Below are 26734 nucleotides of genomic sequence, written 5' to 3'. Positions count from 1 at the left end.
GAATGAGATGTCGAGACTGGGGGTCGCACTCTCGCTGGCCGGAACCCTGATGCTGGCCGGCTGCATGGAAGCGACGCTGTCGCCATCGACCGATGCGGCGTTGACGCCGCGCGACCGCCAGTTGCTTGCGCACGCCCCCTATGCCGAGGCGCAGATCCCGCAACAGTTCCAGCGCCACATCGTCGAATACACCCGGCAGGAACAGCCGGGCACGATCGTCGTCGATACCGACGCGCGGTTCCTGTACTACGTGCTGCCCGACCGCAAGGCGGTCCGCTACGGCGTCGCCGTCGGCGAGGAGGCGATGGCCTTCTCCGGCGTCGCCACGGTCGGCAAGCTCGCGGAATGGCCGGACTGGGTTCCGACCGCCGACATCCAGGCGCGCCTCGGGCCGTATCCGAAGCGCGTCGCCGGCGGCCCGGCCAATCCGCTCGGCGCCCGCGCGATCTATCTCTACGAGGGCAACAAGGACACCCTGTACCGCATCCACGGCACCAACCAGCCCGAATATATCGGCCAGGCGATCTCATCCGGCTGCATCCGCATGACCAACACCGACGTCGCCGACCTCTACAACCACGTCCAGCTCGGATCGACCGTGGTCGTGCTGCCGCCGGGACAGAGCGTCGCGTCCACCACCGCGAGCGTGTTCGCGCGCCGCAGCTGATATCGCGACGTTCTGCGACGCGCGCGCGGGTTACGGCGCGGGGTCGACGCTCAGGTACTCCGGAGGCACGTGGTCGGTCAGCCAGACGCCGTTGTCCGCAACGAAGAACTTCAAGCGATCCCGATGCATCGCTGCGGCATCGACGCGCAGCACGATGGGCTCGCCGTGCCGGCGCCCGACATTGACGGCCGTCGCCTCATCCAAAGACAGATGCACCTGCTGGCGTGACTGCGGCCTCAAGCCTTCTGCCATGATCGCTTCGACGAAGCGCGTCGCCGTTCCGTGATACAGCACGGCGGGCGGCTCGCGCGGGGTCAAGCCAAGCTCCACCGCCACCGAATGTCCCTGCGCCGCCCGAATGCGCTGCCCGTCCTGCGAGACCGTGAAGCGCTTCTTGTCGCTGGTCGCAACCACCTGCTCCAGATCGGCCCGGCTGAGGACGGTCCCCGCCGCCGCCGCGCGCGCGATCAGGTCATCGATGATCGCCCAGCCCTGCGCATCCAGCACCAAGCCGATTGCATCTGGCTGGTGGCGCAGCACGAGACTGAGGAACTTGCTCAAGCGGACCGGATCGAAGGCCATCGTCTGCATCCTAGCCGTAGCGCAGCTTCAGGCCGAGGATCGCGGCCACCAAGCCCAGCGTGATCGCGTTGGCGACGACCAGCGGCAGGTCGCTGATCAGCGCGCCGTAGAGCAGCCACATCGAGTTGCCGGTGGTCTGCAGCACGAACATGCCCATCGAGATGTCATGGGTCGAGCGCGACCGCCAGGCCTTGATGACCTGGGGCAGGAACGAGCTCGTGGTGCAGATGGCGGCGCCGAGGCCGATGATCGTGGTCAGCAAGGTCAGGGGTCCGTGCGCTGGTCGTGGAAACGCACGCTTGTAGAATGGACCGCGCCGAAGCGAAACCCGCCTCGGCGCGAAACTGGTGCCTCGTTCAGCGCTCTCTGCGATCGTTACGCCGCAGTCCAACCGCCGTCGATCGAGAGGTTGGTGCCGGTGATCTGCGCCGCATCGTCGCCGCACAGGAACAGCGCCAGCGCCGCGACCTGCTCGGAGGTCACGAACTCCTTGGTCGGCTGCGCCGCCAGCAGCACATCGTTGATGACCTGCTCCTTGGTGAGGTTGCGCGCCTTCATGGTGTCCGGAATCTGCTTCTCCACCAGCGGCGTCCAGACATAGCCCGGCGAGATGCAGTTGCAGGTGATCTTGAAGGTCGCGAGCTCGAGCGCCACGGTCTTGGTGAGGCCGGCGATGCCGTGCTTGGCCGAGACATAGGCCGACTTGAACGGAGATGCGACCAGCGAGTGTGCCGAGGCGGTGTTGATGATGCGGCCCCAGCCGCGCTTCTTCATGCCGGGCACGGCGGCACGGATGCCGTAGAACGCGGACGACAGATTGATCGCGATGATCTGCTCCCACTTCTCCGGCGGAAAGTCCTCGACCGGCGAGACGAACTGGATGCCGGCATTGTTGACGAGGATGTCGACCGAGCCGAACGTGGTCTCACCGAGCGCGATCATGCCGGCGATCTCGGCCGGCTTGCTCATGTCGGCCGGCGAGTGCACCGCCTTGACCTTGTAGTCGCTCTCGATCGCCGCGCGCTCCTTCTCGATGTCGGCGGGGGCGCCGAAGCCGTTGAGGACGATGTTGGCGCCGGCGGACGCGAAGGCGCGGGCATAAGCGAGCCCGATGCCGCTGGTGGAGCCGGTCACGACCGCGGTCTTGCCCTTGAGGTTCGTCGTCATTGCTTCACTCCTTCTTGGCGGCAGCGAGACTGCCGTCCTGCGTGAGATCGTAGGTGACCATGGTCTCGCCGGACTGCGGCCGCTCCAGCCAGTCCTTATGATGCATCGACTGGTGGACGTCGCGAACGCCCGCCTCCCAATGCTCGACCATCGCAACATGGGAGAAGTCGTAGTCCTTCGACGAGGTCTCGTAGCTCTTGCTGCGGTAGATCAGGTGTACCACCGTGACGGTGTTCTCCTGTGCTGCCTTGCACAGGATCTCGAGCGACGGATCGTTGCGCAGCTCGTCCGGCAGCCTGGCATAGAGCTCGCGCAGCGCTTTGCGCGTGTTGTGGATCATTCGGTTCTTGTCGGTGTTCATCCGCGTCCGGCTGGAATAGCGGATGTCCTTCTCGCGCTCGGCGGCCTCCAGCAGCGTCCTCGGCAGATCGCCGCGTGCGGAGAACAGATCGACCTGGAAGATCAGGAGATCACGATCGGTCTCGGTGTCGAGCACGTAGTCCAGCGGCGTATTGGAGGCGATGCCGCCGTCCCAATAATGCTCGCCGTCGATCTCGACCGGCGGGAAGCCCGGCGGCAGCGCGCCAGACGCCATGATGTGCTCGGGTCCGATCCGCTTGCCCTGCTTCTTGAATTCGACATTGTCGAAATAGGTGAAATTGCCGGTGGTGACGCCGACTGCGCCGACGGAGAGGCGTGTCTTCAGATCGTTGATGCGGTCGAAATCGACCAGTCGCTCCAGGGTCCGCTTGAGCGGCGCGGTGTCGTAATAGCTGACCGATTGCGGCGTGCCGGACGGCCACAGCGGCGCCGGCGGAAAGCGCGGCGTGAAGAAGCCGGGCACGCCGAAGGCAGCGATCAGCCCGGCGCTGACCTCATTGAAGGCCGAGCGGTGATGATCGCCATTGAGCAGCGGCTTCCACGGCACCGGCGACGACACCATCTCCCAGAATTCCTTGAGACGGCCGATGCGTTTGTCCCGGTCGTTGCCGGCGATGATCGCGGCGTTGATGGCGCCGATCGAGATACCGGCGACCCATTCGGGCTCGAAATCGAAATGACACAGCGCCTGATAGGCGCCGGCCTGATAGGAGCCGAGCGCGCCGCCGCCCTGCAGGACGAGGACACGTTGCGATTCGCTGGGGGTTGCAGGCAGCGGGGGAAATGGATGTTGCGTCATTACTGCGGTCATTAGCAAAGCAAGGCGCCAACGTGGCGTCACTTCGCGGTGACGTCAATCCACCCCAAGGGCTAGGTCGGCCCTGACTCGCGCGCGAGCGCCGCGCACGCGGCCTGCGCAGGGCGGCGGCAGCCCTGCCTGTCAGGAGGGCTTCTTGCCGTCCGGCGCGGCCAGGATCATGGTCCAGAACACTTTGTACTTGGTATTCGGAGCATAGCTCGCTGCGATGCCTATTTTTGTGACACCATTTTTCAGCATGTTGGCGCGATGCGGCGGCGAGTCGCGCCAGCCCGAGAAGGCCTCCGCCAGCGTGTGGTAGCCCGCCGAGACGTTCTCGACCGCGACCGCCGCATCATATCCCGCGCCGGTCAAGCGCTTCGCCAGCGGGGCGCGCACGTCATGATCCAGCTTGTTCTTGTCGGCCATCGCCTGCGACTGCGATTCCGCAAGCCGCATCAGCTCGGGATCGACCTCGACCATACCGAGCCCGTTGTTCTGGCGGTATTGCGAGATCATCGTCGCGGCAGCGACGGCATCGAGCTTCGCGCCCGCGACCGCCATGTCGGCATACATGGTCGGCGCCTGCACCACCGGCGTCTCGGCCGCGCAGCCGGCGAGCAGGAATGCAACGGAGAGAGCGAGTGCCAGATGCTTCAATGAACCAGTCCCTATGCCAACGAGAGAGGCGGGTTGTTGCACATCAACCGTGGCTGAAAGGTGAATCGGAGGTAAGTTCCATCGCGACAATTGCGGCCATTCCTGCCGGCAACGGTTCGTCAACCATAACGTCCGCCCGGTCAAGCGCTGTGGGGCGCGGACCCTCCGAGTGATCAAGCCAAGGACGGCGCCACAACTTTAGTGTCGCACCGGGACCCAGACGCCGTGGCGGTCGTGGCGAGACGCGATGCCGGTCGAGCGGGCTCAACAACGGGCGTCACGGCGTATGGGTCCCGGATCGGCGCCCGCCAACGCTACGCGTTGTCGGGCTTGTCCGGGACGACACTGTTTTTTTGGTTGAGGTCTACGGCTCAGAGCTGCAAGTGCTCGGAGCTCGCGGCATACATCGCCGGATCGAGCTGGCCGCGACCCACGCGGCCACGTGCCCTCACCCCGCAAAGATCCGATAATGCCGCGGCTTCAGTCCGACCCGCTCGCCGATCCTGAGCTCGCGGTCACGCGGGGCGTCGATCTCGATCGTCGCGACGCCCTCCGCCAGCGCGATTTCGGCGCGCTGCACCGGGCCGAAGCTGCGGACATGAGTGATGTCGCCGTCCAGCGTTCCGCTGCCGGCCGGACCGATCACCATGTCATGGCGGCGCACGAACAAGGTGGAGGCCCCGGCCGCCGCGCCCTCGGCCGCGAGATCGAGCGGGCGTCCCTTGAGGTGCACCGCGCCGCCGGTGATCTCGACCGGCAACATGATCGACTCGCCGATGAAGCCGTGGACGAACGCCGTCGCCGGCGCGTCGTAGACGTCGCTCGGCGAGCCGACCTGCTCGATCCGGCCCTTGTCCATCACCACCACGCGATGCGCGACCTCGAGCGCCTCCTCCTGGTCGTGGGTGACGAAGATCGAGGTGACGTTGATGGAGTGATGCAAGGTGCGCAGCCATTGCCGCAGCTCCTTGCGCACCTTGGCGTCGAGCGCGCCGAACGGCTCGTCGAGCAAGAGGATGCGCGGCTCGATGGCGAGCGCACGCGCCAGCGCGATGCGCTGGCGCTGGCCGCCGGAGAGCTGGCTCGGATAGCGATCGGCGAGCCAGTCGAGCTGGACGAGATCCAGCAGCTCCTTCACGCGCGCGCGGATCTCCGCCTCGCTCTTGCGGACGCGGCGCGGCTGCACGCGCAGGCCGAAGGCGACGTTCTCGAACACGTTCATGTGCCGGAACAGAGCGTAGTGCTGAAACACGAAGCCGACATGGCGCTCGCGCGCGCCGCGATCGAGCGCGCTCTCGCCGTCGAACAGGATCTCGCCGGCATCAGGCCAATCCAGCCCGGCGATGATCCGCAGCAAGGTCGTCTTGCCCGACCCGGACGGGCCCAGCAGCGCCAGCAATTCGCCGTCGGCGACCTTGAGATCGACGCCGTCGAGCGCCTTGAACGTGCCGAACGTCTTGACGACACCCCTGACTTCAATGGTCATGCTGACCTCCCTCATCGAGTTGCCGTTCGAGGACGGTTTTGACGACCAGCGTGATCAGCGCGAGCATCGCCAATAGCGAGGCGATCGCGAACGAGGCGACCATCTGGTATTCGTTGTAGAGGATCTCGACCAGCAGCGGCATCGTATTGGTCTCGCCGCGGATATGGCCGGACACCACCGAGACGGCGCCGAACTCGCCCATCGCGCGCGCGTTGCAGAGCAGCACGCCATACAGCACGCCCCATTTGATGTTCGGCAAGGTGACGCGGAAGAACGTCTGCAGGCCGGACGCGCCGAGCGAAATCGCCGCCTCCTCCTCTTGCGTGCCCTGCTCCTGCATCAGCGGGATCAGCGCGCGCGCGACGAACGGGAAGGTCACGAACACGGTGGCCAGCGCTATGCCGGGAAATGCGAACAGGATCTGCAGGCCATGGCTCTGCATCCACGGACCGAAGAACCCCTGCGCGCCGAACAGCAGCACGAACACGAGGCCCGATATCACCGGGCTCACCGAAAACGGCAGATCGATCAGGGTGATCAGGAACGTCTTGCCCGGAAAGTCGAACTTGGCGATCGACCAGGCGGCGCACAGGCCGAACACGAGATTGGTGCCGACCGAGACCAGCGCCACCAGCAACGTCAGGCGGATCGCGTCCCACGCCTCGGCGTCGGCAAGCGCGGTAAAATAGGCAGCGATGCCCTTGCCGAACGCTTCCACGAACACGACGATCAGCGGCAGCACCACGAACACCGACAGGAACGCCAATGCCAACGTCGTGATGACGATGCGGACCAGGCGCGGCTCGGTGCGCGGATCGGGGCGGCCGGCCTGCGCCAGGCGCGGGCTGGTCGCGGACGATGCCACGGACGGCGCCTGCAGGGTCATCTCCACGCTCATGTCGGGTCCTAGTTCAAGGGCGCCCGGCTCTGCGCCCAGCGCTGCAACCGGTTCACGGCAAAGATGATCAGGAACGCCACGACGAGCATGACCACCGCGATCGCGGTGGCATCGGCGTAGCGGAATTCGGACAGCCGGATCACGATCAGCAGCGGCGCGATCTCGGAGACGTTCGGCAGATTGCCGGCAATGAAGATCACCGATCCGTACTCGCCGACCGCGCGCGCAAAGGCGAGTGCGAAGCCTGTGAGCAGCGCCGGCGTCAGGCTCGGCAGGATCACGCGGGTCACGATCTGCCAGCGCCCGGCGCCGAGGCTCGCCGCCGCCTCCTCGATCTCCGGATCGAGATCGATCAGCACCGGCTGCACCGTGCGGACGACGAAGGGGATGCCGATGAAGATCATCGCGACGAAGATGCCGAGCGGCGTGAACGCCACCTTGATCCCCATCGCGGCGAGCGGCGCGCCGAGCCAGCCCTTCTGGGTGAACAGCGCAGTCAGTGCCACGCCGGCCACTGCCGTCGGCAGCGCGAACGGAACGTCGACGATCGCGTCGAACAGTCGGCGCCCCGGAAAGCGGTAGCGCACCAGCGCCCACACGACGATGGTGCCCATCACGAGATTCACGCAGGCTGCGGCGAAGGCGAGGCCGAACGAGATCTTGAGTGCGCTCAACGTGCGCCGGCTGGTGACGATGTCCCAGAACTGGTCGAGGCTGAGATCGGTCGAGCGGACGAACAGCCCCGCAAGCGGAATCAGGACGATCAGAGACAGCCAGGTCAGCGTCAGTCCCATGGTGAGACCAAAGCCCGGCAAGGTGCTGCGACGTGGTGCAAGTACGTTCAAAAAAAGGCCTGGTCCGTTGATGATCGGTGTCGATGGGCTTGAATCGATTGTGGTGTCCGCCCGCCGCCCCCAGCCTCGTCTCGGCAAATCGAGATCGGGGACAGCGTCTCATGCGTAATGTCGCAGATCGCCGCAACGCCAGCTTGTTGCCTTACTGTCTCGAAGCCGTATCAGATCGGCTGCCCAACTCGTTCCTTCCGATTCGATCAATTCTTGTAGATTTGATCGAAGATACCGCCTTCCGCAAAATGCTCCTTCTGGGCCTTGGTCCAGCCGCCGAACACCTCGTCGATGGTGAACAGCTCGACCTTGGCGAAGGCCGCCTCGTACTTCTTGGCGACCTCAGGATCCCGCGGACGGTAGGAGTTGCGTGCGGCAATTTCCTGACCTTCCTTTGTATACCAGTATTTCAGGTAGGATTCAGCCACACTCCGCGTGCCCTTCCTATCGGCCACCGAATCGACCACCGCAACTGGTGGTTCGGCCAGGATCGACAGCTGCGGGGCGACGATCTCGAACTTGTCCTTGCCAAACTCGCGCAGCGCCAGATAGGCCTCGTTCTCCCAGGCGAGCAGGACGTCGCCGACACCGCGCTCCACGAAGGTCACGGTGGCGCCGCGGGCGCCGGTGTCGAGCACAGGGACGTGCTGGTAGAGGTCGCCGACGAACTGCTTGGCCTTGTCGACCGAGCCGAACTTCTTCAGCGCATAGCCCCAGGCGGCGAGATAGTTCCAGCGCGCGCCGCCGGACGTCTTCGGATTGGGCGTGATCACCTCGACGCCCTTCTTGAGCAGATCGTCCCAATCCTTGATGCCCTTGGGATTGCCCTTCCGGACCAGGAAGACAATGGTCGACGTATAGGGCGAGGCATTCTGCGGCAGCCGCTTCTGCCACTCCTTGTCGAGCAGACCCTTGCCCGCGATCGCGTCGATGTCATAGGCGAGCGCCAGCGTCACGACATCGGCCTGCAGGCCGTCGATCACGCTGCGGGCCTGTGCACCGGAGCCGCCATGGGACTGCTTGACCTCGACGCTCTTGCCGGTCTCCTTCTGGTAGGCGGCTGAAAACGCCTTGTTGAACTCGACATAGAGTTCGCGGGTCGGGTCGTAGGACACGTTGAGCAGGTTTACGTCGGCAGCAACGGCCGACCCCGCCCATGCCAGGCCCGCGACTACAGCCAGAACACGCCACATCATCCAAGCTCTCCATTCCGAGGCCCGCAATGCTGCAGGCGCGCATTGCAGATCGCCGGATGTACGGCGCAGAGTCAACGAAACCGGATTCTCTTGTTTCCGGCGGGACATCGGCATTTTGCTACGGAGCGAGGCGCTACGGGATAGCTGTTCTTCGCCGCGACGCATTGTCGTCGTGAGGGCGCGAAGCACAGCGAATGGGCCTGATCCAACTCGCATGACACCCGATCGCGCTTGACTTTGTTCATCGCTTGTTCTCGCCACGGAATGCACCCCCTGAGTGGGAGCGTGTGGCGATGTTGAAGACGCGCGGCTGGAGTGCCGTCGGCAGAGGTGGTCCGGGCCTCATCCTTCGAGACACCCGCCTCGGGGCGGGCTCCTCAGGATGAGGGGTGGAAGCAGTCCGCGAGGCCAAGGACGTCGTTCGATATCCGCGCTGTCCTTCTCCACGAACACGATGTTCATGGCCGCATGCAGCCTACACCGACGACGTCGCCACCGTGTGGATGCCGCACTCCGTCTTGCCGCGGCCGCGCCATCGCCCGGCACGGTCGTCCTCGCCGGAGTCCGAACGGCTGGTGCAGGGCATGCAGCCGATCGAGCGGAAGCCGGAGGCGACCAGCGGATGCTGCGGCAGGTTGGCCGAGCGGTAGATTTCGGCGATGTCCTCTCGCGTCACGTTCGCAAACGGATTGAACTTCACGCGCGCGCCGTCCTGCTCGACGACCGGGATGGCCGCACGTAGTCCGCCCTGGAAACGCTTGCGGCCATTGATCCAGGCCGCGAACGGCGCCAGCGCGCGTGCCAGCGGCTCGACTTTGCGGATGCGGCAGCAGGCGTCGGGATCGGAGAACCACAACTCGTTGTCGGCATCCTCGCGCGCCAGCGCCGCGGCGTCGGGCTTGATCGAGCGTACGTCCCGCAGGCCGAGAATCTCGATGAGCTGGTCGCGATAGGCCAGCGTCTCCGCGAACATGTGCCCGGTGTCGAGGAAGATCACCGGGATCGCCGGATCAACGTCGGCCGTCACCTTCAGGAGCGCCGCCGACTCCGTTCCAAACGACGACACCACCGCCAGCCGCTCGCGACCGATCGCCTCGAGAGCAGCGGCAATGACCTCATGTGGTGCGGCCGTGCGCAGCGTGGCGTCGAGCGCCGCGACCGGGATCTCCGCAACCGAAGGCGATGCAGCCAGCGTGCTCACAGCCCGGCACTCTCCGAATGGCGCAGTTGCAGGCGCTGATGCAGCGCCGAGATACGGCCGTCGCCGGTCGGCTGGTAGAACACCGAATAGCGTTTCACGGTCTCGGTGAAGGCCTCGGCATCCGTCTGCTTCTTGACCTCGAAGGCATCGAAGCCGGCGCGCAGCATGAACACGAACTGGTCACGCAGCACCTGCCCGGTCGCGCGCAGCTCGCCGCGATAGCCGTAGCGCTCACGCAAGAGACGCGCCTGGGTGTAGGCGCGACCGTCACGGAAGCTCGGAAACACCAGCGCGACCAGCGCGAGCCGGTCGAGATACGGCACGAGATCGTCGACATCGCGATTGTTCGGCCAGATCACGCCGAGCTTGCCACCGCTGCGGCTGACCAGCGCGTCAGGGCCGGCGAGGAAGCGCGTCTCCGAGACCAGGACGGCCCCCTGCGCCGGCAGCTCGGCATCGTCGGTGAGGCGGACGAACACGTCCGCGATGATGTGTCCGCCCTTAACGAGTGGCATAAACCCGCTCCCTGAATGGTTCGACCCCGAGCCGCTTCACCGTATCGACGAACAGCTCCTCAGGGCTCGCGCGCAGCGCAAGATAGGCCTCGACGATGTCCTCGACGACGTCGGCGACCTCGGCATAGGGCACCGCGGGTCCGATCAGGGTGCCGAGCACGGCGCCCTCATCGGCGCGGCCGCCGATCGTGATCTGATAGAATTCCTCGTTGTTCTTCTCGACGCCGAGGATGCCGATGTGGCCGACATGGTGGTGGCCGCAGGCATTGATGCAGCCGGAGATGTTGATGTGCAGCCGGCCGATCAGGTTGGCCGTGTCGTGATTGGCGAAGCGGCGCGTGATCTCCTGCGCGATCGGGATCGAGCGCGCGTTCGCCAGCGAGCAGTAGTCGAGCCCCGGGCAGGCGATGATGTCGGAAACGAGATTGACGTTGGGGATGGCGAGGCCGATCGCCTCGAGCGCCTTCCACACCGCCGGCAGATCACGCTTGCGCACATGCGGCAACGCAAGGTTCTGCTCATGACCGACGCGGATCTCGCTGGACGAATATTTGTCGGCGATCTCGGCAAGCGCATCCATCTGGTCGGCGGTCGCATCGCCCGGCGGCTTGCCGACCGGCTTCAGCGACACGACCACGATCGCATAGCCCTGCGCCTTGTGCGGGAAGACCGCGTTCTTGCGCCAGGCCTCGAACTTCTGATCGTGCGCGGCCTGCTTCAGCTCCTCCGGCATGTGCGGCAGCGCCTCGTAGGCCGGATAGAAGAAGCGCGAGCGGATATCCTCGATGATCCCCTGATCGAGCTTGAGCACGCCGTCGCGGATCTGCTGCCACTCCTCCTCGACCTCGGACGCGAACTTCTCGATGCCGAGCTCGTGCACCAGGATCTTGATGCGCGCCTTGTAGATGTTGTCGCGGCGGCCGTACTGGTTGTAGACGCGCAGGATGGCCTCGACATAGCTGAGGATGTCGTGGCCGTGGACGAACGGCTTGATGGTCTTGGCGATGAAGGGCGAGCGGCCGAGACCGCCGCCGACCAGCACCTCGAAGCCGGTCTCGCCCTGCGCGTTCTTGAGCAGACGCAGGCCGATGTCGTGGATCTTGATCGCGGCGCGGTCATGCTCGGACGCCGTGATCGCGATCTTGAACTTGCGCGGCAGGAACGAGAATTCCGGATGCAGGGTCGTGAACTGGCGCAAGAGCTCGGCCCAGATGCGCGGATCCTCGATCTCGCCCGGCGCCACGCCGGCCCACTGGTCGGAGGTGACGTTGCGCATGTTGTTGCCGGAGGTCTGCATCGACTGGATGCCCACTTCCGCAAGGTCGGCCATCGCATCGGGCAGCTCGGCGAGCTTGATCCAGTTGAACTGGATGTTCTGCCGGGTCGTGAAGTGGCCGTAGCCGCGGTCGTAGCGGCGCGCGACATGGGCCAGCCGGCGCAACTGGTTCGACGACAGCGTGCCGTAGGGAATGGCGATGCGGTACATGTAGGCGTGGAGCTGCAGATAGACGCCGTTCTGCAGCCGCAGCATCTTGAACTCGTCTTCGGAGAGTTCGCCCGACAGGCGCCGCTTCACCTGGTCGCGGAATTCGGCGACGCGCTCGTTGACCAGGGTCCGATCGATTTCGTCATAAGCGTACATGAGAGAGCCTTCAGGCTTGAGCCGGGAGCGCGATGGTGGCGCCCGTCAGCCGGATGTGTTCGCGCATATTGCCGGGCTTGACCGCACCGTCGGTGCCAACCTCGACCGGCGCGATATAGGGACCGATCGCGCCGAGATCGTCGGCCACCGCCTCCGACAACAGCGTACGTGCCTCGTCGGCGGTGCGCACGATCGCAGCATCGCTCAGCTCATCCGACCAGCTCTTGGTGCCGGTGCGGTAGATCACCGCGCCGTCCCAGGTCCGGTTCGCGGTGATGATCGAGGGACCGGTGATCTTGATCTTCTGTTGCAGCGGAGAGGTCATTCAGACGGGTTCCAGGAGTTTTGCGATCACGCCACTGAGGTTCTGCTGACGCCACGGCGCCGAATGCGCCACGACATCACCGATGATGAGAATGGCCGGACCGCCATCGATCTTGGCCACGAGGTCAGGCAGTTGATCCAAGGTGCCGACCACGGCCTGCGCGTCGGGGCGCGTGACCTTGGCGAACACACCGACCGGCGTCTGCGGCGAGCGGCCGGCGGCGAGGAGCCCGGTGCGCACGGCAGGCGCGGCCGTCATGCCCATGTAGACCACGACCGTCATCTTGGTGTCCGTCAGCGCCGACCAGTCCACCGCCTCGGCATCGCGCTCCTTGTGCGCGGTGAGGAAGGTGATGCGCAGCGCCTTGCTGCGGAAGGTCAGCGGCACCTCGAACTGCGCGGCGGCACCGAGGCCGGCGGTGATGCCGGGCACGATCGTGTAGGACACGCCGGCGTTGCGCAGCGCGTCGACCTCCTCGCCGCCGCGGCCGAACACGTAGGCATCGCCACCCTTGAGACGCACCGCGCGCTTGCCGTCGCGCGCCGCCTCGATCAGCAGCCTGTTGACGGCATCCTGGCCGATGCCGGGCTTGCCGACGCGGCGGCCGACCGGCACGCGCGAAGCGTCGCGGCGAATGCGGTCGAGAATCTCGGGCGTGACCAGCTCGTCATAGAACACGACGTCGGCATCCTGCAGCGCGCGCAGCGCCTTGATCGTCAGCAGGTCCGGATCACCGGGGCCGGCACCGACCAGGGTCACATGGCCTTCGCTGCGGCCCGCATGATCCGCGCCCGCGAACGCGGTCGGATCGGCGATGCCATGCAGCGCCGCCGCGGCCTCGTGCTTGCGCCCCGCCAGTACCAGCGCGCCGATCGGGCCGTCGACGATGCGCTCCCAGAAGCGGCGGCGCAGCGGCATCTCGGTGATCAGCGGATTGATGGTCCTGCGGAAGTCGCCGATGAAGCTCGCGAGCTCGCCGATCCGCGCCGGCAGCAGCGCCTCGATGCGCTCGCGCACGCGGCGTGCCACCACGGGCGAGGAGCCGCCGGTGCCGATCGCCACCACGACGTCGCCGCGATCGACGATCGCCGGAAAGATGAAGCTGGAATGCGCGAGGTCGTCCATCACGTTGACGGGCAGACCAACGCTGCGTGCCCGCGCCGACATCGCAACGCCGATGTCGCCGGCGCCGGCGCACAGCACCGCGATGACGCCGGTGAGATCGGCGCTCAGCGGATCGCCGTCCGCACGCGCGATCTGGCGATGCTCATCGTTCAGGCCGCCGAGTTCGAAATCGCCGTCGGTCGCGAACCAGCGGATATCAGCGCCCGCCGACAGCAACACCCGCAGCTTGGCGCGCACGAGTTCACCCGCGCCAATCAGCAGCACGGGGCCGGTCTTCAGATCGAGAAACACCGGCAGATATTGCATTGCGTTCTTCGGCTTCGGCACTTCGGGGTTGACTGGAATTATTTTCTATATAAGTGTCACATCGCACACGTAAAGAGAAAATTATTCCTTGGCTTCGCCATAGAATTTTCTCCCAAGCAGGCGATGGCTGATAGCATGCACATTCTCACCAACGACGTTTCCAGAGATCGGTTGCCCTCTTCCGAGATCGAGCAAGCATCTTCCATGCCGCGCGTCCTCAGCGCCGCACCGACCATGGATCATCTCGACCAGCTCGAGGCGCAGAGCATTTACATTCTCCGCGAGGCCTTTGCACGGCTGAAGAAGCTGGCGCTGCTCTGGTCGCTCGGAAAAGATTCCAACGTCATGATCTGGCTGGCGCGCAAGGCGTTCTTCGGCCGCGTGCCGTTTCCGGCCATGCATGTCGACACGGCCAAGAAGTTTCCGGAGATGTACGCCTTCCGCGACACCTACGCGAAGGAATGGGGCCTCGATCTCAAGGTCGAGCCGTGCCCGCCGATCGACGCGGTGGATCCGACCCTGCCCCCCGCGGCGCGCTCGGCTGCGCGGAAAACCGAAGGCCTGAAGATGGCGCTCGCCAAGCACGGCTTCGACGGCCTGATCGCCGGCATCCGCCGCGACGAGGAAGCGACGCGCGCCAAGGAGCGCGTGTTCTCGCCGCGCGGCGCCGAAGGCCATTGGGACGTGCGCGACCAGCCGCCGGAGTTCTGGGATCATTTCAACGCGTCGCCGCCGCAGGGCGCGCACTTGCGCATCCATCCGATCCTGCATTGGACCGAGGCCGACATCTGGGCCTACACCGCGCGCGAGAACATCCCGATCATTCCGCTCTATCTGTCCAGGAACGGCAAGCGCTACCGCTCGCTCGGCGATCAGGACATCACCTTCCCGGTGGCGTCCAACGCCTCCAACATCCCCGAGATTCTCGCCGAGCTCGAAAGCACCAAGGTGCCGGAGCGCGCCGGCCGCGCGCTCGACCACGAGACCGAGGACGCCTTCGAGCGGCTTCGCGTCGCCGGCTATCTGTGAGCGGGGACGAGGCGATGAACATGCGAGTCCCGTCAGCCGCCCCCGCCACGCCGAACGGCACCACCCGTCCGCAGGTCCGCATCGTGATCGTCGGCCATGTCGACCACGGCAAGTCGACCCTGGTCGGCCGCCTGCTGCATGAGACCGGCAGCCTGCCCGAGGGCAAGCTCGAAATGCTGCAGGCCGTCTCGGCCCGCCGCGGCATGCCGTTCGAATGGTCGTTCCTGCTCGATGCGCTGCAGACCGAGCGCGACCAGGGCATCACCATCGACACCACCCAGATCCGCTTCCGCACCAATGCGCGCGAGGTCGTGCTGATCGACGCGCCGGGACACGCCGAATTCCTGCGCAACATGATCACCGGCGCCTCGCAGGCCGACGGCGCGGTGCTGATCATCGACGCGCTCGAAGGCGTGCGCGACCAGACCCGGCGCCACGGCTATCTGCTGCATCTGCTCGGCGTGAAGCAGGTGGCGGTCGTCGTCAACAAGATGGACCGCGTCGATTTCAGCGAGGAGCGCTTCGACACGATCAAGGCCGAGATCTCCGCGCATCTCGAGGGCCTCGGCGTCGAGCCGGTCGCGATCATTCCGATCTCGGCGCGCGACGGCGACGGCGTCGCCCAGCTGACCTCGCGGATCGGCTGGTATGGCGGCCCGACCGTGGTCGAGGCGCTCGATGGCCTGGAGCCGGCAAAGCCGCTGTCGAGCCTGCCGCTGCGCCTGCCGGTGCAGGCGATCTACAAGTTCGACGACCGTCGCATCGTCGCCGGCCGCGTCGAGGCTGGCGAGCTCAAGACCGGCGACGAGATCGTGATCATGCCGGCCGGCAAGATCGCCAAGATCAAGACCGTCGAGGGCTGGCCGCAGACGCCGGTGACGGCGCCGCAGGGCGCCGGCCGCTCGGTCGGCATCACGCTCGACCGCGAGCTGTTCATCGAGCGCGGCGACGTCATCGCCCATGTCGGCCGCGAGCCGCAGGCGGCTCGACGCCTGCACGCGCGCATCTTCTGGCTGCACGACCAGCCGCTCGCCAAGGGCGACAGCATCCTGGTGCGGCTCGGCACCCGCGAGGCGCGCGGCAGCGTGGTCGCGATCGAGAAGGCGGTCGATCCGGGCTCGCTGTCCAACGAGCAGAATGCCGCGATCGCGCGCAACCATGTCGGCGAGATCGAGATCGCGCTGACCCAACCGGTCGCCATCGATCCCTACGCCGAGAACGCGCGCACCGGCCGCCTCGTCATCGAGGTCCAGGGCCGCATTGCAGGCGGCGGTCTGGTGCTCACGGTCGACGCCGGCAAGCGCGCCGCGCCGGTCGACATCATGCCGGTGGAATCGGCGCTGCAGCCGCAGGAGCGCGCCGACCGCTACCGCCACAAGGGCGCGGTGGTGTGGATGACCGGCCTGCCCGGCGCCGGCAAGTCGACGCTGGCGCGTGCGCTGGAGCGGCGGCTGTTCGGCCGCGGCGGCGCGCCCGTGCTGCTCGACGGCGACACCGTCCGCGCCGGCCTCAACAAGGATCTCGGCTTCACGCCGGAGGACCGCGCCGAGAACATCCGTCGCCTCGCCGAGGTCGCGACCCATCTCGCTCGCAACGGCCACATCGCGATCGTGGCCGCCGTGTCGCCCGCGCGCGAGGACCGCGCGGCCGCCCGTCGCGTCGCCGGCGACCTGTTCCGTGAGGTCTATGTCGCGACGGCCGCCGAGATCTGCGAGAGCCGCGACCCCAAGGGCCACTACGCCAAGGCCCGCGCCGGCAATCTGCAGAACTTCACCGGCATCGGCACCGACTACGAGCCGCCGCTCGATGCGGAGCTGGTGATCGACACCGCGACGCGCGGGATTGCGGACGCCACCGACGAGCTCGAGTCGCTGCTGTCGCGGACGGGTGTGCTGTTCGACGATATCGCGGATCTCGGCGCCAACATCTGATTGCGTCGTCACTGCATGATCATGGACCGCGCGCACGCGCGGTCCATGACAGGGTTGGCAGATAATCAAGCCTCTCACGTTTGCCTGTCAGGCTCGTGATACGCACTGTCATTCCCGGGCAAGGCCGCAGGCCTTGAACCCGGAATCTCGACATTATCTTGCGTCCATTCTTAACAAGCTCGAGATTCCGGGTTCGATTGGCAATGCGAAGCCGCTTCGCGCCTTCGCATTGCCAATCGCCCGGAATAACGGTGAAGACGCGACCGCCAGCTTCTTGTCGGTGCCACGCTACAGCGCCCCAACATAGGCGGTGAGATCGTCGAGCTCGGCGTCGGTCGGCAGCCGCGAATCCATCTTTTTGGCATAGACCTCCCACATCAGCTTGACCGCGTCGCGCAGCGAGGCGGTGCGGCCGTCGTGGAAATACGGCGCCGTCGACGCCACCGCGTGCAGGGTCGGCACCTTGAACTTGCCGCCGGTGCCGATGTCGTCGCGGCTCTTCTTGTCGAAGCTCGGCAGCACGTGGCAGGTGCCGCAGCCGCCATCGCCGATATAGAGCTCATAGCCGCGCTTCACGGCCGCGCTGGCATCGTCCCTCGGCGTGCCGTCGTCCTTGACCTGCCAGTTCGCCGGATAGTTCAGCGTCCGCACATAGGCGACCAGCGCCGCCAGCTTCTCCTTCGACGGCTCCGGCCCCTTCATGCGGTTGACGATGATGCCGCGAATGCTGTCCTCCAGCGTCGCCGCCTGCCCGGCCCAGCCGAACACCGAGCGCTCGCCGACGCCCCACAGGGTCGGCGTATTCCTGCCGTTGGGGTCGCCGTCGGCGACGACGTCGAGCCCGACATAGGTCTTGTTGTTGGTATGCCCGGTCGAGAAGTGGCAGGTGGCGCAGGACGCCTTGCCGCCGTCCGACAGGCTCACGTCGTTGAACAGCGCCAGCCCCTTCGCGGCGGGGTCTGCCTCGGAGAGGGGTGCAGGTGGAGTCGCGGCGGCGCCGACCGTGGTGGGCGGCGCCACGGCCGGCTCCATCGCTGCAGCGGCGGGCGAGGCCTTCCGCTTCCTTGCTGCCGTGGCAACGTGCCTGACCCTGGGCCTGTGCGCCGTCTCGGCCGCGTGGACGGATTTCGGCTTCAACGCAGCTACGAGCATCTGAAGCAAGGTCGGCTTTCTCTCAACCGCGCGTCCCTCGGTCGCGTGCAGGTACGGTGCTGTCGACTTGTCGGCTGCGAGGGCGGGCAGAGCGAGCAGGCCGAGACACAGGACGACCGACCGCAGCCCAGTGAACGACATGATGCGCCTCCCCCACCCCTGCTAGATGCAAGTCGTTATCGATAGCTTTTACGTCCGAAGTGGGACTGTGCGGGGGCAATGAATCGGCGCGGGCGGGATTGAGCGACAGCATCGTGCCGGCCTGACCACGTCTCATGGCGAGCAGGTCGCGCTATCTTGCGCGAGAGGGACATCGACCCGGCTTGATCGACATCGTCGACCGCACACGCCTCACCCGATGTGCCGCCCGCAGCCTGGCTCAAATTCGGCCTCGTGACGTCACGCGCAACATCGGCGAGCAGAGCGACAGCCGCAGCCAAGCGTGGTCACCTTCTGCCCGAAGAACTACGGAGGAGTGCGCCGGTTCGCTCTTGGACGCCAAGCCTGCCCATGGGGCCGCCGTACGATCTGCAAGCAGAAATTAGCACTTGATCCGCACAGTTCACGGCACGCGCAGCAACGCTGTCGAGGCGCAGGATGGAGCATCTGGCGGCCTATTGGTCGAGGGCAGAACTGGAGACGAACGGGATTCTGCTGCTGCACCTGATGGGTGCAGCAGCCGTCGGCCTGCTGCTGGGCTACGAGCGCACCTATCACGGACGCGCGGCCGGCATGCGGACCTACGCGCTGGTTTGCGTCGCATCGACCTTGCTGACGGCGATCAACGGCTTTCCCGGAAGCTGGTATGGCGGCATGGCGGTGTCGCCGACCGTCTCCGATCCGACGCGCGTGATCCAGGGCCTGATGACCGGCATCGGCTTCCTCGGCGCCGGCGTCATCATCAAGGACGGCTTCACCATCCGCGGCGTGTCGACGGCCGCCTCGATCTGGATGACGTCGGCGATCGGCATCATCATCGGCATCGGCTTCTACGGCACCGCGCTTTGCGCCACGGCATTGTCCCTGGCCGCGATGACCCTGCTCGGCAAGGTCGAACAATGGCTGCCGCATCAGACCACGCTGTCGCTGTCGGTCGTCTATCGCCATGGCCTGCAGCCGAGCGAGGCCGAACTGCGCGAATGCATGCGGGCCTATGGCTTCGACGTGCTGGACTGGTGCTACGAATACAGCGAGGCGAAGCGGCAATTCCATTTCGAGCTCGTGCTGCAGGCCGCCGGCCGGTTCGAGACCGCAGAGATGGCACGCGACCTCTCGGGCGCCGAAGACGTCGTCGAATTCCGCTTGGCGCCATCAAGAGCGTGAGGGTCGCGCGTAGCCGGGATGAGCTCGGCGAGATCCGGGACCAGTCCCGCGTATCGCGGCACGCTCAAGCAAGACGCCTGCGTCACATTCGGCAATGCGATCCCTCAATGCCGCTTTATGGTCCCATCGGGCCGCCACCTTTTCGGCTTCAATGTTCAGTGCTATGTTCCCATCATGACAACCGCCGAAGATATCGAAAAGGCCGTCCAACAGCTCAATCCAGACGAACTTGCGCGCTTTCGCGCATGGTTCGAACGGTTCGATGCTGCGTCATTCGATGCTGCGATCGAGCGTGACGCTCGTACCGGGAAACTCGACGCATTAGCGGACGAAGCTCTTGCGGCGCATCGGGCCGGCCGCTCCCGGCCATTGTGACCCATTTCGCATCCCCGAAATTCTGGGCGGCCTACGAGTTGCTGCCTGAAGCCATCAAAAGGCTCGCCGATCAGAATTTCGAGCTTCTGAAACGCGATCCACGTCACCCTTCGCTCCAGTTCAAGAAGGTCGGACGGTTCTGGTCCGCTCGGGTCGGACTACGCTACCGAGCCCTCGCGACCGAGATCGATGACGGCTACTTATGGTTCTGGATCGGCTCCCATGCCGACTACGACAAGCTCGTTGGATAGCCTTCGCGCGGACGAAGGAAAGATGGCTTGCCATTCATTCAGCGAAAAACCTGCGATCTCTTGCGTCCGTAGGGCGGACAACGCGGTGCGGGCAGGCGGCGCGTGCCCACCATCTCAAACCGGCGAAACATGGTGGGCACTCATGCTATATTGAAGGGTGCTTGGCCTACCTTGCATGCGGAGCGGATCGATGTGGAAAACGCTATGGCGGAGATGGACGATCGACAAGCCTGCCCTCCTCGGCGACTGGTTGTGGGACGTTTTCGTTGTCCAGCTGGCCGCCTTCCTGGACCGGCTGACGCTGAGGCGGATCATTGCGTTCCTGCCGGTCATCGTCCTCGGTCTGGCCTATTATCACAGCATCCCGATCCCGCCCGAATTGATGCTCGTCGGCGATATCCTGGCCTATATCGACATCTTCTCGGTCTTGCTGCTGGTCGGCATCCTCAGCCGCGTTACGACGATCCTGTTCGTCCTCAAGCAGGCGACCGCACGCATCGGACGCCTTGCGAACTGCATCATGACAGCGGCGAGGCGTTTAGATGACCGGCATCGGCGCGAAGGCGGCGTGAGGGTCCCGAAACGCCTTCCTCGGCGATCAAGCAACAAGGACAGCGATAGTCCACCCATCGTGATTGGTGCGGCTTGGGCGTAACTGCTTTGCCTCGCAAGGCAAAGCGGCGCGTGCCGACCATGTCCACGCAGAGCCAGCACTACACTCTTCCTTTGTTGATCATCTGTCTGGCCTGCTCTACTGCGCGATTCAGTCTGATGCGCTCCTTGCCTTGGCCGATTTGGTTTCGATAGTCCGCGATGGCCTGAATGGTCACCTCTGCCAGAACCAGCGGGCCACCCCCACGAGGCGCATCGAAGCTCACGACGGTATGGTCGTCGATGAGGATCGTATAGACGTCCTCGCCCTGCTCGGGGATATGTCTCAGCACGTGACAAGTCGATCCACCCGGGCAGACGCGGTCGATCTGGCGCAACAGCTCGGCACGAAACGCGTCTTCGGGCAGCAGCACATTAACTTGATATCGGTCTGTAAGACGTGCCATCGATATTCGCTCCGAATGCGATGCTATGCGAGCGGACAGCAAACTCCAGTGACGGCTTCGCCAGGCTGAGCCTCACGGCGGCCAAGATCGGTCCACTCCGGAAACCAGAAATCTCAACCGCCTCAATCTAATCTACCTTGTCCAGTCCCCAGCCCAAAAATATTCATCTTTCTTTTTTTCAGAAGTCATGCTTTTCTCTCTCCATCCCGTCCCACACGAGGGACAGTTCGCGACCGTCACGGACGTCGGGTGCGGGATGCGGTGGGCGTCTTGGGCTGCGGCGTGAGCGATCATGTTGACGGACAGTCCCGGGGCGCACGGCCAAGTCGTGGGGTCCTGGCATCCCGATGCCGATGCCACGCTTGCGACAGCGCCAACGCGCTGCGCAGGCAACGGTGACCAGAAAGCCCGGCGCACCGGGGAGACCACGAAGCAACCGTAGAGCCATCGCGCAGGGAAGGCCGGATGTCCGGCTCGTACCTGTGGTGACTGCCGCCTGCATTTTTTTCTGCAGGCGGGCCATGGGTGCAGCCTGCACCCGGCCTTCCCCGCGCCTCTCGTGATCGAGGGGCGGCACGTCAGCAAAGCTCGGACGCGATCACGCGCCGCGAGGACGAAGTCGCATGAGCCATCACCTCCACGAGCGATCACCTTCGTTGAGTTGTCCGCAGCCGTTTGGTGTACGTCGGAACGCCATTTGCGGCACGCTTTGCGTTGTCACCCTCCCCTGGAGGGGGAGGGTCGGCGCGCGTCGCGGCAGCGATGCGCGGCGGGGTGGGGTGATGCCACGCGCACCGGCGCTCGTGGAGAGATCACCCCACCCCGCCTCGCATCTCGCTTCGCTCGTCGCGAGTGGACCCTCCCCCTCCAGGGGGAGGGTGGCAGCGTGCCCGATCCGAGAGCTCCGCACGGTTGTGGGCTCGCGGCCGAACTCTGAGGCGGTCCTGCGAAATTACTTGGCATCACTCCGCCCGGAACCAGCCCGCCTGTCCGCTGCCCCCCGACCAACTGCGATACCCCTCCCCCCCCTTTCGTGGCCCCCGCTTTGGCGCTAAATGCACTGCACACGCCGCCTTCGAGGCGGCCATTTCAGCATGCCCAAGACACGCGCAACGTCGCCCTTATTCGAGAGAAACGTCTCATCATGACCCGTATCGACGCCCATGGACTGAAGATCGCCCCCGTTTTGTTCGACTTCATCGCCAAGGAGGCCACGCCGAAGACCGGGATCGATCCGGACGCATTCTGGGCCGGCCTCAGCGCGATCCTGCGCGATCTCGCCCCGAAGAACCGCGAGCTGCTCGCCTTCCGCAATGCCCTGCAGGACAAGATCGACGCCTGGCACCTCGCCAACAAGGGCAAGGCCTTCGACCTCGGCGCCTACACCGCATTCCTGAAGGAGATCGGCTACCTGCTGCCGGAGCCCGCGACCCACAAGGTCGAGACCGCCAATATCGACGAGGAGATCGGCAAGATCTGCGGCCCGCAGCTGGTGGTGCCGCTGACCAATGCCCGCTACGCGCTGAACGCGGCGAATGCGCGCTGGGGTTCGCTGTATGACGCGTTCTACGGCACTGACGCCATCCCGCACGATCCGAGTGAGTCCGGCAAGGGCTACAACAAGGCCCGCGGCGACAAGGTGATCGCCAAGGCCAAGGCGTTCCTCGACGCCGCCGTACCGCTCGCCACCGGCAGCCACACCGACGTCACCGCCTACAGCGTGATCGCCGGCCAGCTCTCCGCCAAGCTGAAGAGCGGCAACGCCACCGCGCTCAAGAACGCCGACCAGTTCGCCGGCTACCAGGGCTCGGCCGACGCCCCCTCCGTGGTCCTGCTCGCCAACAACGGCCTCCACGTCGAGGTCGTGATCGACCGCCGCCATGTCATCGGCAAGGACGATCCGGCCGGCGTCTCCGACATGATCCTGGAGGCCGCGGTCTCGACCATCCTCGACATGGAGGACTCGGTCGCCGCCGTCGACGCCGAGGACAAGGTGCTGGTCTACCGCAACACGCTCGGCCTGATGAACGGCACGCTGTCGGCCGATTTCGAGAAGGGCGGCAAGACGCTCACCCGCGCGCTGAACAGCGACCGCAGCTACACCACGCCGTCCGGCGGGACGCTCACCTTGCACGGCCGCAGCCTGCTGCTGATCCGCAATTGCGGGCACCACATGTTCACCGACGCCGTGCTCGACTCCGAGGGCAAGGAGGTGCCGGAGGGCATTCTCGACGCCGCCGTCACCGGCCTGCTCGCGATGCACGACCTCAAGGGTCTCTCCAAGGTCAGGAACAGCCGCACCGGCTCGATCTACATCGTCAAGCCGAAGATGCACGGCCCGGACGAGGTGGCGCTCACGGTCGACTTGTTCGCGCGCGTCGAGAAGCTGCTCGGCCTGCCCGAGAACAGCATGAAGGTCGGCATCATGGACGAGGAGCGCCGCACCACGGTCAACCTCAAGGCCTGCATCCAGCAGGCGTCCAAGCGCATCGTCTTCATCAACACCGGCTTCCTCGACCGCACCGGCGACGAGATCCACACCTCGATGGAAGCGGGTCCGATGATCCGCAAGAACGAGATGAAGGCGCAGCCCTGGATCAAGGCCTATGAGGACTGGAACGTCGATATGGGCCTGATCGACGGTCTTCCCGGCCATGCCCAGATCGGCAAGGGGATGTGGGCGGCGCCGGACAAGATGGCCGACATGCTGGCGCAGAAGATCGGCCACCCGCAGGCGGGCGCCACCACCGCATGGGTGCCGTCACCGACCGCCGCGACGCTGCATGCCCTGCACTACCACCAGGTCAACGTGCACGCCCGCCAGGACGAGCTCGCCAAGGGGGGCCCGCGCGCCAAGCTCGGCGACATCCTGACCATCCCGGTGTCGCAGTCGAACTGGGCGCCCGACGACGTGCGCCAGGAGATCGACAACAACTGCCAGGGCATTCTCGGCTATGTCGTGCGCTGGATCGACCAGGGCGTCGGCTGCTCCAAGGTGCCTGATATCCACGACGTCGGCCTGATGGAGGACCGCGCCACCTTGCGGATCTCCAGCCAGCATCTCGCCAACTGGCTTCACCATGGGGTCGTCACCAAGGAGCAGGTGATGGATTCGCTGAAGCGCATGGCCGTCGTCGTCGACAAGCAGAACGCCGGCGACGCGCTGTATCAGCCGATGGCGCCGTCGTTCGACGGCGTCGCCTTCAAGGCAGCCTGCGACCTCGTGTTCGAAGGCCGCACCCAGCCGAACGGCTACACCGAGTACATCCTCACCGCCCGGCGCCGCGAGGCCAAGCAGAACGAGAAGGCTTAGGCCAGACGTCACAAAGCCCCGGCGATCCGCCGGGGCTTTTTTTGATCAGGCGAGAGGTAACATGATCCTCAGATCATATGACCGCGATGTAGCGAAGCAGCGAGATCACGCCGAGCACGATCACGACGACGCGGCAGATCTGCTTGGCGCGGCCGTCGATCGGCAACAGATTGATCAAATACAGAATGAGGATGACGACGAGGAAGGTGACGAGAGCACTGATGAGCATGGGAGTCCCCTGGGAGATGAAGAATGCGCTGGCGCTGTGGAGCTAACCCGCTCGGCGGCTTGCAGTTCCCGGGTCGGAACTTTGGCCACTCCGTTTTCTCCGTAGTTCCACGGACCCACCTCGCATTCAGTTCTTTACCGGTTTGCGGTCGAATGCCGGGAACCGGAGATCAAAATGTTGAATCGCCTGACCATTTCTTCATTGCTGAAGACGGTCATCGCCACCGCCGCCCTCGCCGTCGTCGCCCTCTTCTCGCTGAACGCCTGGAATTCCTGGAGCAGGCTGCAATCTGCCCAGCGGATCGCACGCGTTGCCGAAGTCTCGGGCGTCTTGTTCAAGGCCATGAACAGCATGCGCAGCGATCGTTCGACCACGATCCGCGTGCTGAATGCCGATCAGGCCATGGACGGCGACACCGAGAAATTCCTGCGCTCCGCCCGTGGCATCTACGTCCCTGCGCTGGACCGCAGTCTCGATCTGCTGCAAGGCATCGACTTCCAACAGAACCAGAGCCTGGTTGCCGACCTCGACCGGCTCAACAAGACGCTGACCGCGGAGCACAGCGAGTTCTGGACCGAGATCGTCAAGCCGAAGGCGGCCCGCCGCGCCGGCCTGCCCAAGGAGTATGGCGAGACGTTCGACGCGCTACTGGTCCTGCTCGACAAGATCACGGTCAATATCGCCGCCAGCGTCAATCATCAGAGTGCGACCGTCGATCAGCTATTGATGATCAAGCAGATGGCCTGGCTGATGCGCAACACGGCTGGTGAAGCATCGCTCGTCGTCAGCAATGCGCTGACGGCCGGCAAGGTGTCGCCCGAAGCGGTGCTGGCCTACACCAAGCAGGTCGGCGGCGTCGATGCCGCATGGAAGGCGGTCCAGCTCGCCACCTCCGGCATGAGCTTGCCGCCGGCGCTCTCCGCAGCGATGTCGGGCACGGAGCAGGCCTATTTCACGCCGGAGTATGCCGGCCTGCGCGAGCGTCTGCTGGCAGCGGTGCAAAAGGGCGAGAAGCCTGAGCTGACGCCATATCAGTGGAGTCCGTTCTCCGTGAACAAGATGACGAGCGCGGTCGCCCTGGCCGAGGCGGCGCTCGACGCGGCCAAGGACCATTCCAGCGCGCAGCAGAGCACGGCGATGGAGTCTCTGATGCTCCAGCTGACGCTGCTGCTCCTGGCCGTCGCACTGGGCGGCGCGGCGATCGCCGCCGTGAGCGGCCGGGTGATCCGGCCGCTGCACCGGATGCGCGATGCCATGCTCGCGGTTGCAGGCGGCGATCTCGGCGTCGACACCGGCTACACCCAGCGGCAGGACGAGATCGGCGCGCTTGCCAACGCGCTCGAGACCTTCAAGCAGCAGGCCAAGGACAAGCTCGCGATCGAGGCCCAGGAGCGCGAGCGCAACGCCGCGACAGTTGCGCGCCAGCGCGCGATCGAGTCCTACGTCGCGGAGTTCGAAAGTCTGGTGCGCGGGTCGCTGGAGCAGCTCGGCCAGGCCTCCACCGACATGCAGGCGACGTCGGCCGGCCTCACCAGCGTGTCGCGGCAGACCAACACACGCGCCGAGGTCGCCGCGAAGGCTTCGAACGACGCCTCGATGAGCGTGCAGACCGTCGCCTCTGCGGCGGAGGAGCTGAATGCGTCGATCGCGGACATCTCTAAGCAGGCTTCCCATGCCGCCGGCATCGCCAGCCGCGCGGTCGAACAGGCCCGCATGACCGACGGCACGGTGCAGGGGCTGGCGCAATCGGCGAACCGGATCGGCGAGGTTGTCGGGCTGATCAACAGCATCGCCTCGCAGACCAATCTGCTGGCGCTGAACGCGACCATCGAGGCGGCGCGCGCCGGCGAGGCCGGCAAGGGCTTCGCCGTCGTCGCCTCCGAGGTGAAGACGCTCGCGAGCCAGACCGCGAAGGCGACCGACGAGATTTCCGAGCAGATCGCCGACATTCAGCGCGTCGCCAATGACGCGATCGACGCAATCAAGCGCATCGGCGGCATCATCGGCGAGGTCAACGAGGTGGCGACCGCGATCGCCGCTGCCGTGCAGGAGCAAGGCGCGGCGACGCAGGAGATCTCGCGCAGCACTCAGTTCGCTGCAGATGGCACCAAGAACGTCTCCGACAACATCACCGGCGTGAAGTCAGACGCAGACGCGGCTGCGGCCGCAGCCGACAACGTGCGCAATGCCTCGGAGACGCTGGAGAGCCAGAGCAGAAATCTTGGTCATCAGGTCACGGACTTCCTCGGCAAGATCCGCGCGGCCTGACGGTCTCGCAGGA

General features: G+C 65.5%; 26 protein-coding genes. 9 read left to right on the top strand and 17 right to left on the bottom strand.

All coding sequences use genetic code 11. The features are described 5' to 3' along the window. Nucleotides 1-7: 7 nt before the first annotated feature. Nucleotides 8-667: a L,D-transpeptidase gene (locus QW868_RS22995; RefSeq protein ID WP_315734502.1), complete on the top strand. Its 660-nt coding sequence runs from the start codon at nt 8-10 to the stop codon at nt 665-667. Between the two features lie 30 nt (nt 668-697). Here QW868_RS22995 and QW868_RS22990 read toward each other — a convergent pair whose 3' ends face one another. The 14 genes from QW868_RS22990 to cysG form a co-directional block, all read right to left on the bottom strand. Continuing rightward, nucleotides 698-1249, bottom strand: a complete 552-nt coding sequence (locus tag QW868_RS22990) for an RNA 2'-phosphotransferase (RefSeq protein ID WP_315772582.1) — start codon at nt 1247-1249, stop codon at nt 698-700. 10 nt (nt 1250-1259) lie between these two features. Continuing rightward, on the bottom strand, nt 1260-1511 hold the full coding sequence (locus tag QW868_RS22985; protein ID WP_315713865.1) for a SemiSWEET transporter: 252 nt from the start codon (nt 1509-1511) through the stop codon (nt 1260-1262). A 113-nt stretch (nt 1512-1624) separates the two neighbouring features. Continuing rightward, complete coding sequence (locus QW868_RS22980; protein ID WP_315772584.1) at nt 1625-2416, bottom strand: 3-hydroxybutyrate dehydrogenase; 792 nt, start codon at nt 2414-2416, stop codon at nt 1625-1627. Nucleotides 2417-2420: 4 nt separating this feature from the next. Then, nucleotides 2421-3596, bottom strand: coding sequence for a patatin-like phospholipase family protein (locus QW868_RS22975; RefSeq protein ID WP_315772585.1), 1176 nt, complete (start codon nt 3594-3596; stop codon nt 2421-2423). Between the two features lie 141 nt (nt 3597-3737). Continuing rightward, the gene (locus QW868_RS22970) at nt 3738-4253 is read right to left on the bottom strand and encodes a CAP domain-containing protein (RefSeq protein WP_315753355.1); all 516 of its coding nucleotides are present in this window, start codon (nt 4251-4253) and stop codon (nt 3738-3740) included. A gap of 448 nt (nt 4254-4701) precedes the next feature. Further along, nucleotides 4702-5739, bottom strand: coding sequence for a sulfate ABC transporter ATP-binding protein (locus QW868_RS22965; protein ID WP_315734512.1), 1038 nt, complete (start codon nt 5737-5739; stop codon nt 4702-4704). Next, nucleotides 5729-6637: a sulfate ABC transporter permease subunit CysW gene (gene cysW / locus QW868_RS22960; RefSeq protein ID WP_315783634.1), complete on the bottom strand. Its 909-nt coding sequence runs from the start codon at nt 6635-6637 to the stop codon at nt 5729-5731. The genes QW868_RS22965 and cysW overlap by 11 nt, the downstream gene beginning before the upstream one ends. A gap of 8 nt (nt 6638-6645) precedes the next feature. Further along, on the bottom strand, nt 6646-7482 hold the full coding sequence (gene cysT / locus QW868_RS22955) for a sulfate ABC transporter permease subunit CysT (RefSeq protein ID WP_315734516.1): 837 nt from the start codon (nt 7480-7482) through the stop codon (nt 6646-6648). 206 nt (nt 7483-7688) lie between these two features. Then, nucleotides 7689-8678, bottom strand: coding sequence for a sulfate ABC transporter substrate-binding protein (locus QW868_RS22950; protein ID WP_316231582.1), 990 nt, complete (start codon nt 8676-8678; stop codon nt 7689-7691). A gap of 475 nt (nt 8679-9153) precedes the next feature. Further along, nucleotides 9154-9879, bottom strand: coding sequence for a phosphoadenylyl-sulfate reductase (locus QW868_RS22945; RefSeq protein WP_316163348.1), 726 nt, complete (start codon nt 9877-9879; stop codon nt 9154-9156). Then, a complete protein-coding gene (locus QW868_RS22940) occupies nt 9876-10394 on the bottom strand; it encodes a DUF934 domain-containing protein (protein ID WP_316231581.1) in 519 nt (172 codons plus the stop codon). The genes QW868_RS22945 and QW868_RS22940 overlap by 4 nt, the downstream gene beginning before the upstream one ends. Beyond that, entirely contained in the window at nt 10381-12036 is a 1656-nt protein-coding gene (locus QW868_RS22935; RefSeq protein WP_316231580.1) for a nitrite/sulfite reductase, read from the bottom strand. The genes QW868_RS22940 and QW868_RS22935 overlap by 14 nt, the downstream gene beginning before the upstream one ends. A gap of 10 nt (nt 12037-12046) precedes the next feature. Then, on the bottom strand, nt 12047-12361 hold the full coding sequence (locus tag QW868_RS22930; RefSeq protein WP_315734528.1) for a DUF2849 domain-containing protein: 315 nt from the start codon (nt 12359-12361) through the stop codon (nt 12047-12049). Beyond that, nucleotides 12362-13792 carry a siroheme synthase CysG gene (gene cysG, locus QW868_RS22925; RefSeq protein WP_316231579.1) on the bottom strand — a complete coding sequence of 477 codons (1431 nt, stop codon included), beginning with the start codon at nt 13790-13792 and terminating at the stop codon, nt 12362-12364. Between the two features lie 234 nt (nt 13793-14026). Between cysG and cysD the strand changes: the two genes are divergently transcribed. Beyond that, nucleotides 14027-14821: a sulfate adenylyltransferase subunit CysD gene (gene cysD / locus QW868_RS22920; protein WP_315735681.1), complete on the top strand. Its 795-nt coding sequence runs from the start codon at nt 14027-14029 to the stop codon at nt 14819-14821. A 14-nt stretch (nt 14822-14835) separates the two neighbouring features. After that, nucleotides 14836-16752 (top strand): adenylyl-sulfate kinase, encoded by a 1917-nt coding sequence (cysC, locus tag QW868_RS22915; protein WP_316231578.1) that lies wholly within the window; start codon nt 14836-14838, stop codon nt 16750-16752. Nucleotides 16753-17040: 288 nt separating this feature from the next. Here the strand turns inward: cysC and QW868_RS22910 are convergent, their stop codons facing one another. Continuing rightward, on the bottom strand, nt 17041-18045 hold the full coding sequence (locus QW868_RS22910) for a cytochrome-c peroxidase (RefSeq protein ID WP_316231577.1): 1005 nt from the start codon (nt 18043-18045) through the stop codon (nt 17041-17043). 456 nt (nt 18046-18501) lie between these two features. On the opposite strand from QW868_RS22910, the gene QW868_RS22905 reads away from it, so the two are divergent. From QW868_RS22905 to QW868_RS22890, 4 genes are all read left to right on the top strand, one after another. Further along, on the top strand, nt 18502-19227 hold the full coding sequence (locus QW868_RS22905) for an MgtC/SapB family protein (protein ID WP_316231576.1): 726 nt from the start codon (nt 18502-18504) through the stop codon (nt 19225-19227). A gap of 174 nt (nt 19228-19401) precedes the next feature. Beyond that, nucleotides 19402-19602 carry a hypothetical protein gene (locus tag QW868_RS22900; RefSeq protein ID WP_316231575.1) on the top strand — a complete coding sequence of 67 codons (201 nt, stop codon included), beginning with the start codon at nt 19402-19404 and terminating at the stop codon, nt 19600-19602. Then, the gene (locus QW868_RS22895) at nt 19599-19853 is read left to right on the top strand and encodes a hypothetical protein (protein WP_316231574.1); all 255 of its coding nucleotides are present in this window, start codon (nt 19599-19601) and stop codon (nt 19851-19853) included. The genes QW868_RS22900 and QW868_RS22895 overlap by 4 nt, the downstream gene beginning before the upstream one ends. A 190-nt stretch (nt 19854-20043) precedes the next feature. Continuing rightward, nucleotides 20044-20508 (top strand): hypothetical protein, encoded by a 465-nt coding sequence (locus QW868_RS22890; protein WP_316231573.1) that lies wholly within the window; start codon nt 20044-20046, stop codon nt 20506-20508. 58 nt (nt 20509-20566) lie between these two features. Here the strand turns inward: QW868_RS22890 and QW868_RS22885 are convergent, their stop codons facing one another. Further along, the gene (locus QW868_RS22885) at nt 20567-20911 is read right to left on the bottom strand and encodes a hypothetical protein (protein WP_316231572.1); all 345 of its coding nucleotides are present in this window, start codon (nt 20909-20911) and stop codon (nt 20567-20569) included. 1144 nt (nt 20912-22055) lie between these two features. Here QW868_RS22885 and QW868_RS22880 point away from each other — a divergent pair. Continuing rightward, on the top strand, nt 22056-24224 hold the full coding sequence (locus tag QW868_RS22880; RefSeq protein ID WP_316231571.1) for a malate synthase G: 2169 nt from the start codon (nt 22056-22058) through the stop codon (nt 24222-24224). Nucleotides 24225-24297: 73 nt separating this feature from the next. Here the strand turns inward: QW868_RS22880 and QW868_RS22875 are convergent, their stop codons facing one another. Beyond that, nucleotides 24298-24453: a Thivi_2564 family membrane protein gene (locus tag QW868_RS22875; RefSeq protein WP_315734551.1), complete on the bottom strand. Its 156-nt coding sequence runs from the start codon at nt 24451-24453 to the stop codon at nt 24298-24300. A 174-nt stretch (nt 24454-24627) separates the two neighbouring features. Here QW868_RS22875 and QW868_RS22870 point away from each other — a divergent pair, with 174 nt between their 5' ends. Then, entirely contained in the window at nt 24628-26721 is a 2094-nt protein-coding gene (locus tag QW868_RS22870) for a HAMP domain-containing methyl-accepting chemotaxis protein (RefSeq protein WP_316231570.1), read from the top strand. The last annotated feature ends 13 nt before the right edge of the window (nt 26722-26734 follow it).

It is taken from the genome of Bradyrhizobium sp. SZCCHNR1051, assembly GCF_032489615.1.
GTDB lineage: Bacteria > Pseudomonadota > Alphaproteobacteria > Rhizobiales > Xanthobacteraceae > Bradyrhizobium.
Note: the sequence above shows the minus strand (reverse complement) of the source record. Positions and strands in the feature narration are given on the sequence as shown.

What these genes read in the sequence shown, in the direction of transcription:
- QW868_RS22870 (WP_316231570.1), top strand. Translation starts at nt 24,628, where the DNA reads ATGTTGAATCGCCTGACCATTTCTTCATTGCTGAAGACGGTCATCGCC.
- QW868_RS22935 (WP_316231580.1), bottom strand. Translation starts at nt 12,036, where the DNA reads ATGTACGCTTATGACGAAATCGATCGGACCCTGGTCAACGAGCGCGTC.
- QW868_RS22940 (WP_316231581.1), bottom strand. Translation starts at nt 10,394, where the DNA reads ATGCCACTCGTTAAGGGCGGACACATCATCGCGGACGTGTTCGTCCGC.
- QW868_RS22930 (WP_315734528.1), bottom strand. Translation starts at nt 12,361, where the DNA reads ATGACCTCTCCGCTGCAACAGAAGATCAAGATCACCGGTCCCTCGATC.
- QW868_RS22975 (WP_315772585.1), bottom strand. Translation starts at nt 3,596, where the DNA reads ATGACGCAACATCCATTTCCCCCGCTGCCTGCAACCCCCAGCGAATCG.
- QW868_RS22990 (WP_315772582.1), bottom strand. Translation starts at nt 1,249, where the DNA reads ATGGCCTTCGATCCGGTCCGCTTGAGCAAGTTCCTCAGTCTCGTGCTG.
- QW868_RS22910 (WP_316231577.1), bottom strand. Translation starts at nt 18,045, where the DNA reads ATGTCGTTCACTGGGCTGCGGTCGGTCGTCCTGTGTCTCGGCCTGCTC.
- QW868_RS22885 (WP_316231572.1), bottom strand. Translation starts at nt 20,911, where the DNA reads ATGGCACGTCTTACAGACCGATATCAAGTTAATGTGCTGCTGCCCGAA.
- cysC (WP_316231578.1), top strand. Translation starts at nt 14,836, where the DNA reads ATGAACATGCGAGTCCCGTCAGCCGCCCCCGCCACGCCGAACGGCACC.
- cysD (WP_315735681.1), top strand. Translation starts at nt 14,027, where the DNA reads ATGGATCATCTCGACCAGCTCGAGGCGCAGAGCATTTACATTCTCCGC.
- QW868_RS22980 (WP_315772584.1), bottom strand. Translation starts at nt 2,416, where the DNA reads ATGACGACGAACCTCAAGGGCAAGACCGCGGTCGTGACCGGCTCCACC.
- cysW (WP_315783634.1), bottom strand. Translation starts at nt 6,637, where the DNA reads ATGAGCGTGGAGATGACCCTGCAGGCGCCGTCCGTGGCATCGTCCGCG.
- QW868_RS22995 (WP_315734502.1), top strand. Translation starts at nt 8, where the DNA reads ATGTCGAGACTGGGGGTCGCACTCTCGCTGGCCGGAACCCTGATGCTG.
- QW868_RS22880 (WP_316231571.1), top strand. Translation starts at nt 22,056, where the DNA reads ATGACCCGTATCGACGCCCATGGACTGAAGATCGCCCCCGTTTTGTTC.
- QW868_RS22965 (WP_315734512.1), bottom strand. Translation starts at nt 5,739, where the DNA reads ATGACCATTGAAGTCAGGGGTGTCGTCAAGACGTTCGGCACGTTCAAG.
- QW868_RS22900 (WP_316231575.1), top strand. Translation starts at nt 19,402, where the DNA reads ATGACAACCGCCGAAGATATCGAAAAGGCCGTCCAACAGCTCAATCCA.
- QW868_RS22875 (WP_315734551.1), bottom strand. Translation starts at nt 24,453, where the DNA reads ATGCTCATCAGTGCTCTCGTCACCTTCCTCGTCGTCATCCTCATTCTG.
- cysG (WP_316231579.1), bottom strand. Translation starts at nt 13,792, where the DNA reads ATGCAATATCTGCCGGTGTTTCTCGATCTGAAGACCGGCCCCGTGCTG.
- QW868_RS22950 (WP_316231582.1), bottom strand. Translation starts at nt 8,678, where the DNA reads ATGATGTGGCGTGTTCTGGCTGTAGTCGCGGGCCTGGCATGGGCGGGG.
- QW868_RS22890 (WP_316231573.1), top strand. Translation starts at nt 20,044, where the DNA reads ATGTGGAAAACGCTATGGCGGAGATGGACGATCGACAAGCCTGCCCTC.
- QW868_RS22905 (WP_316231576.1), top strand. Translation starts at nt 18,502, where the DNA reads ATGGAGCATCTGGCGGCCTATTGGTCGAGGGCAGAACTGGAGACGAAC.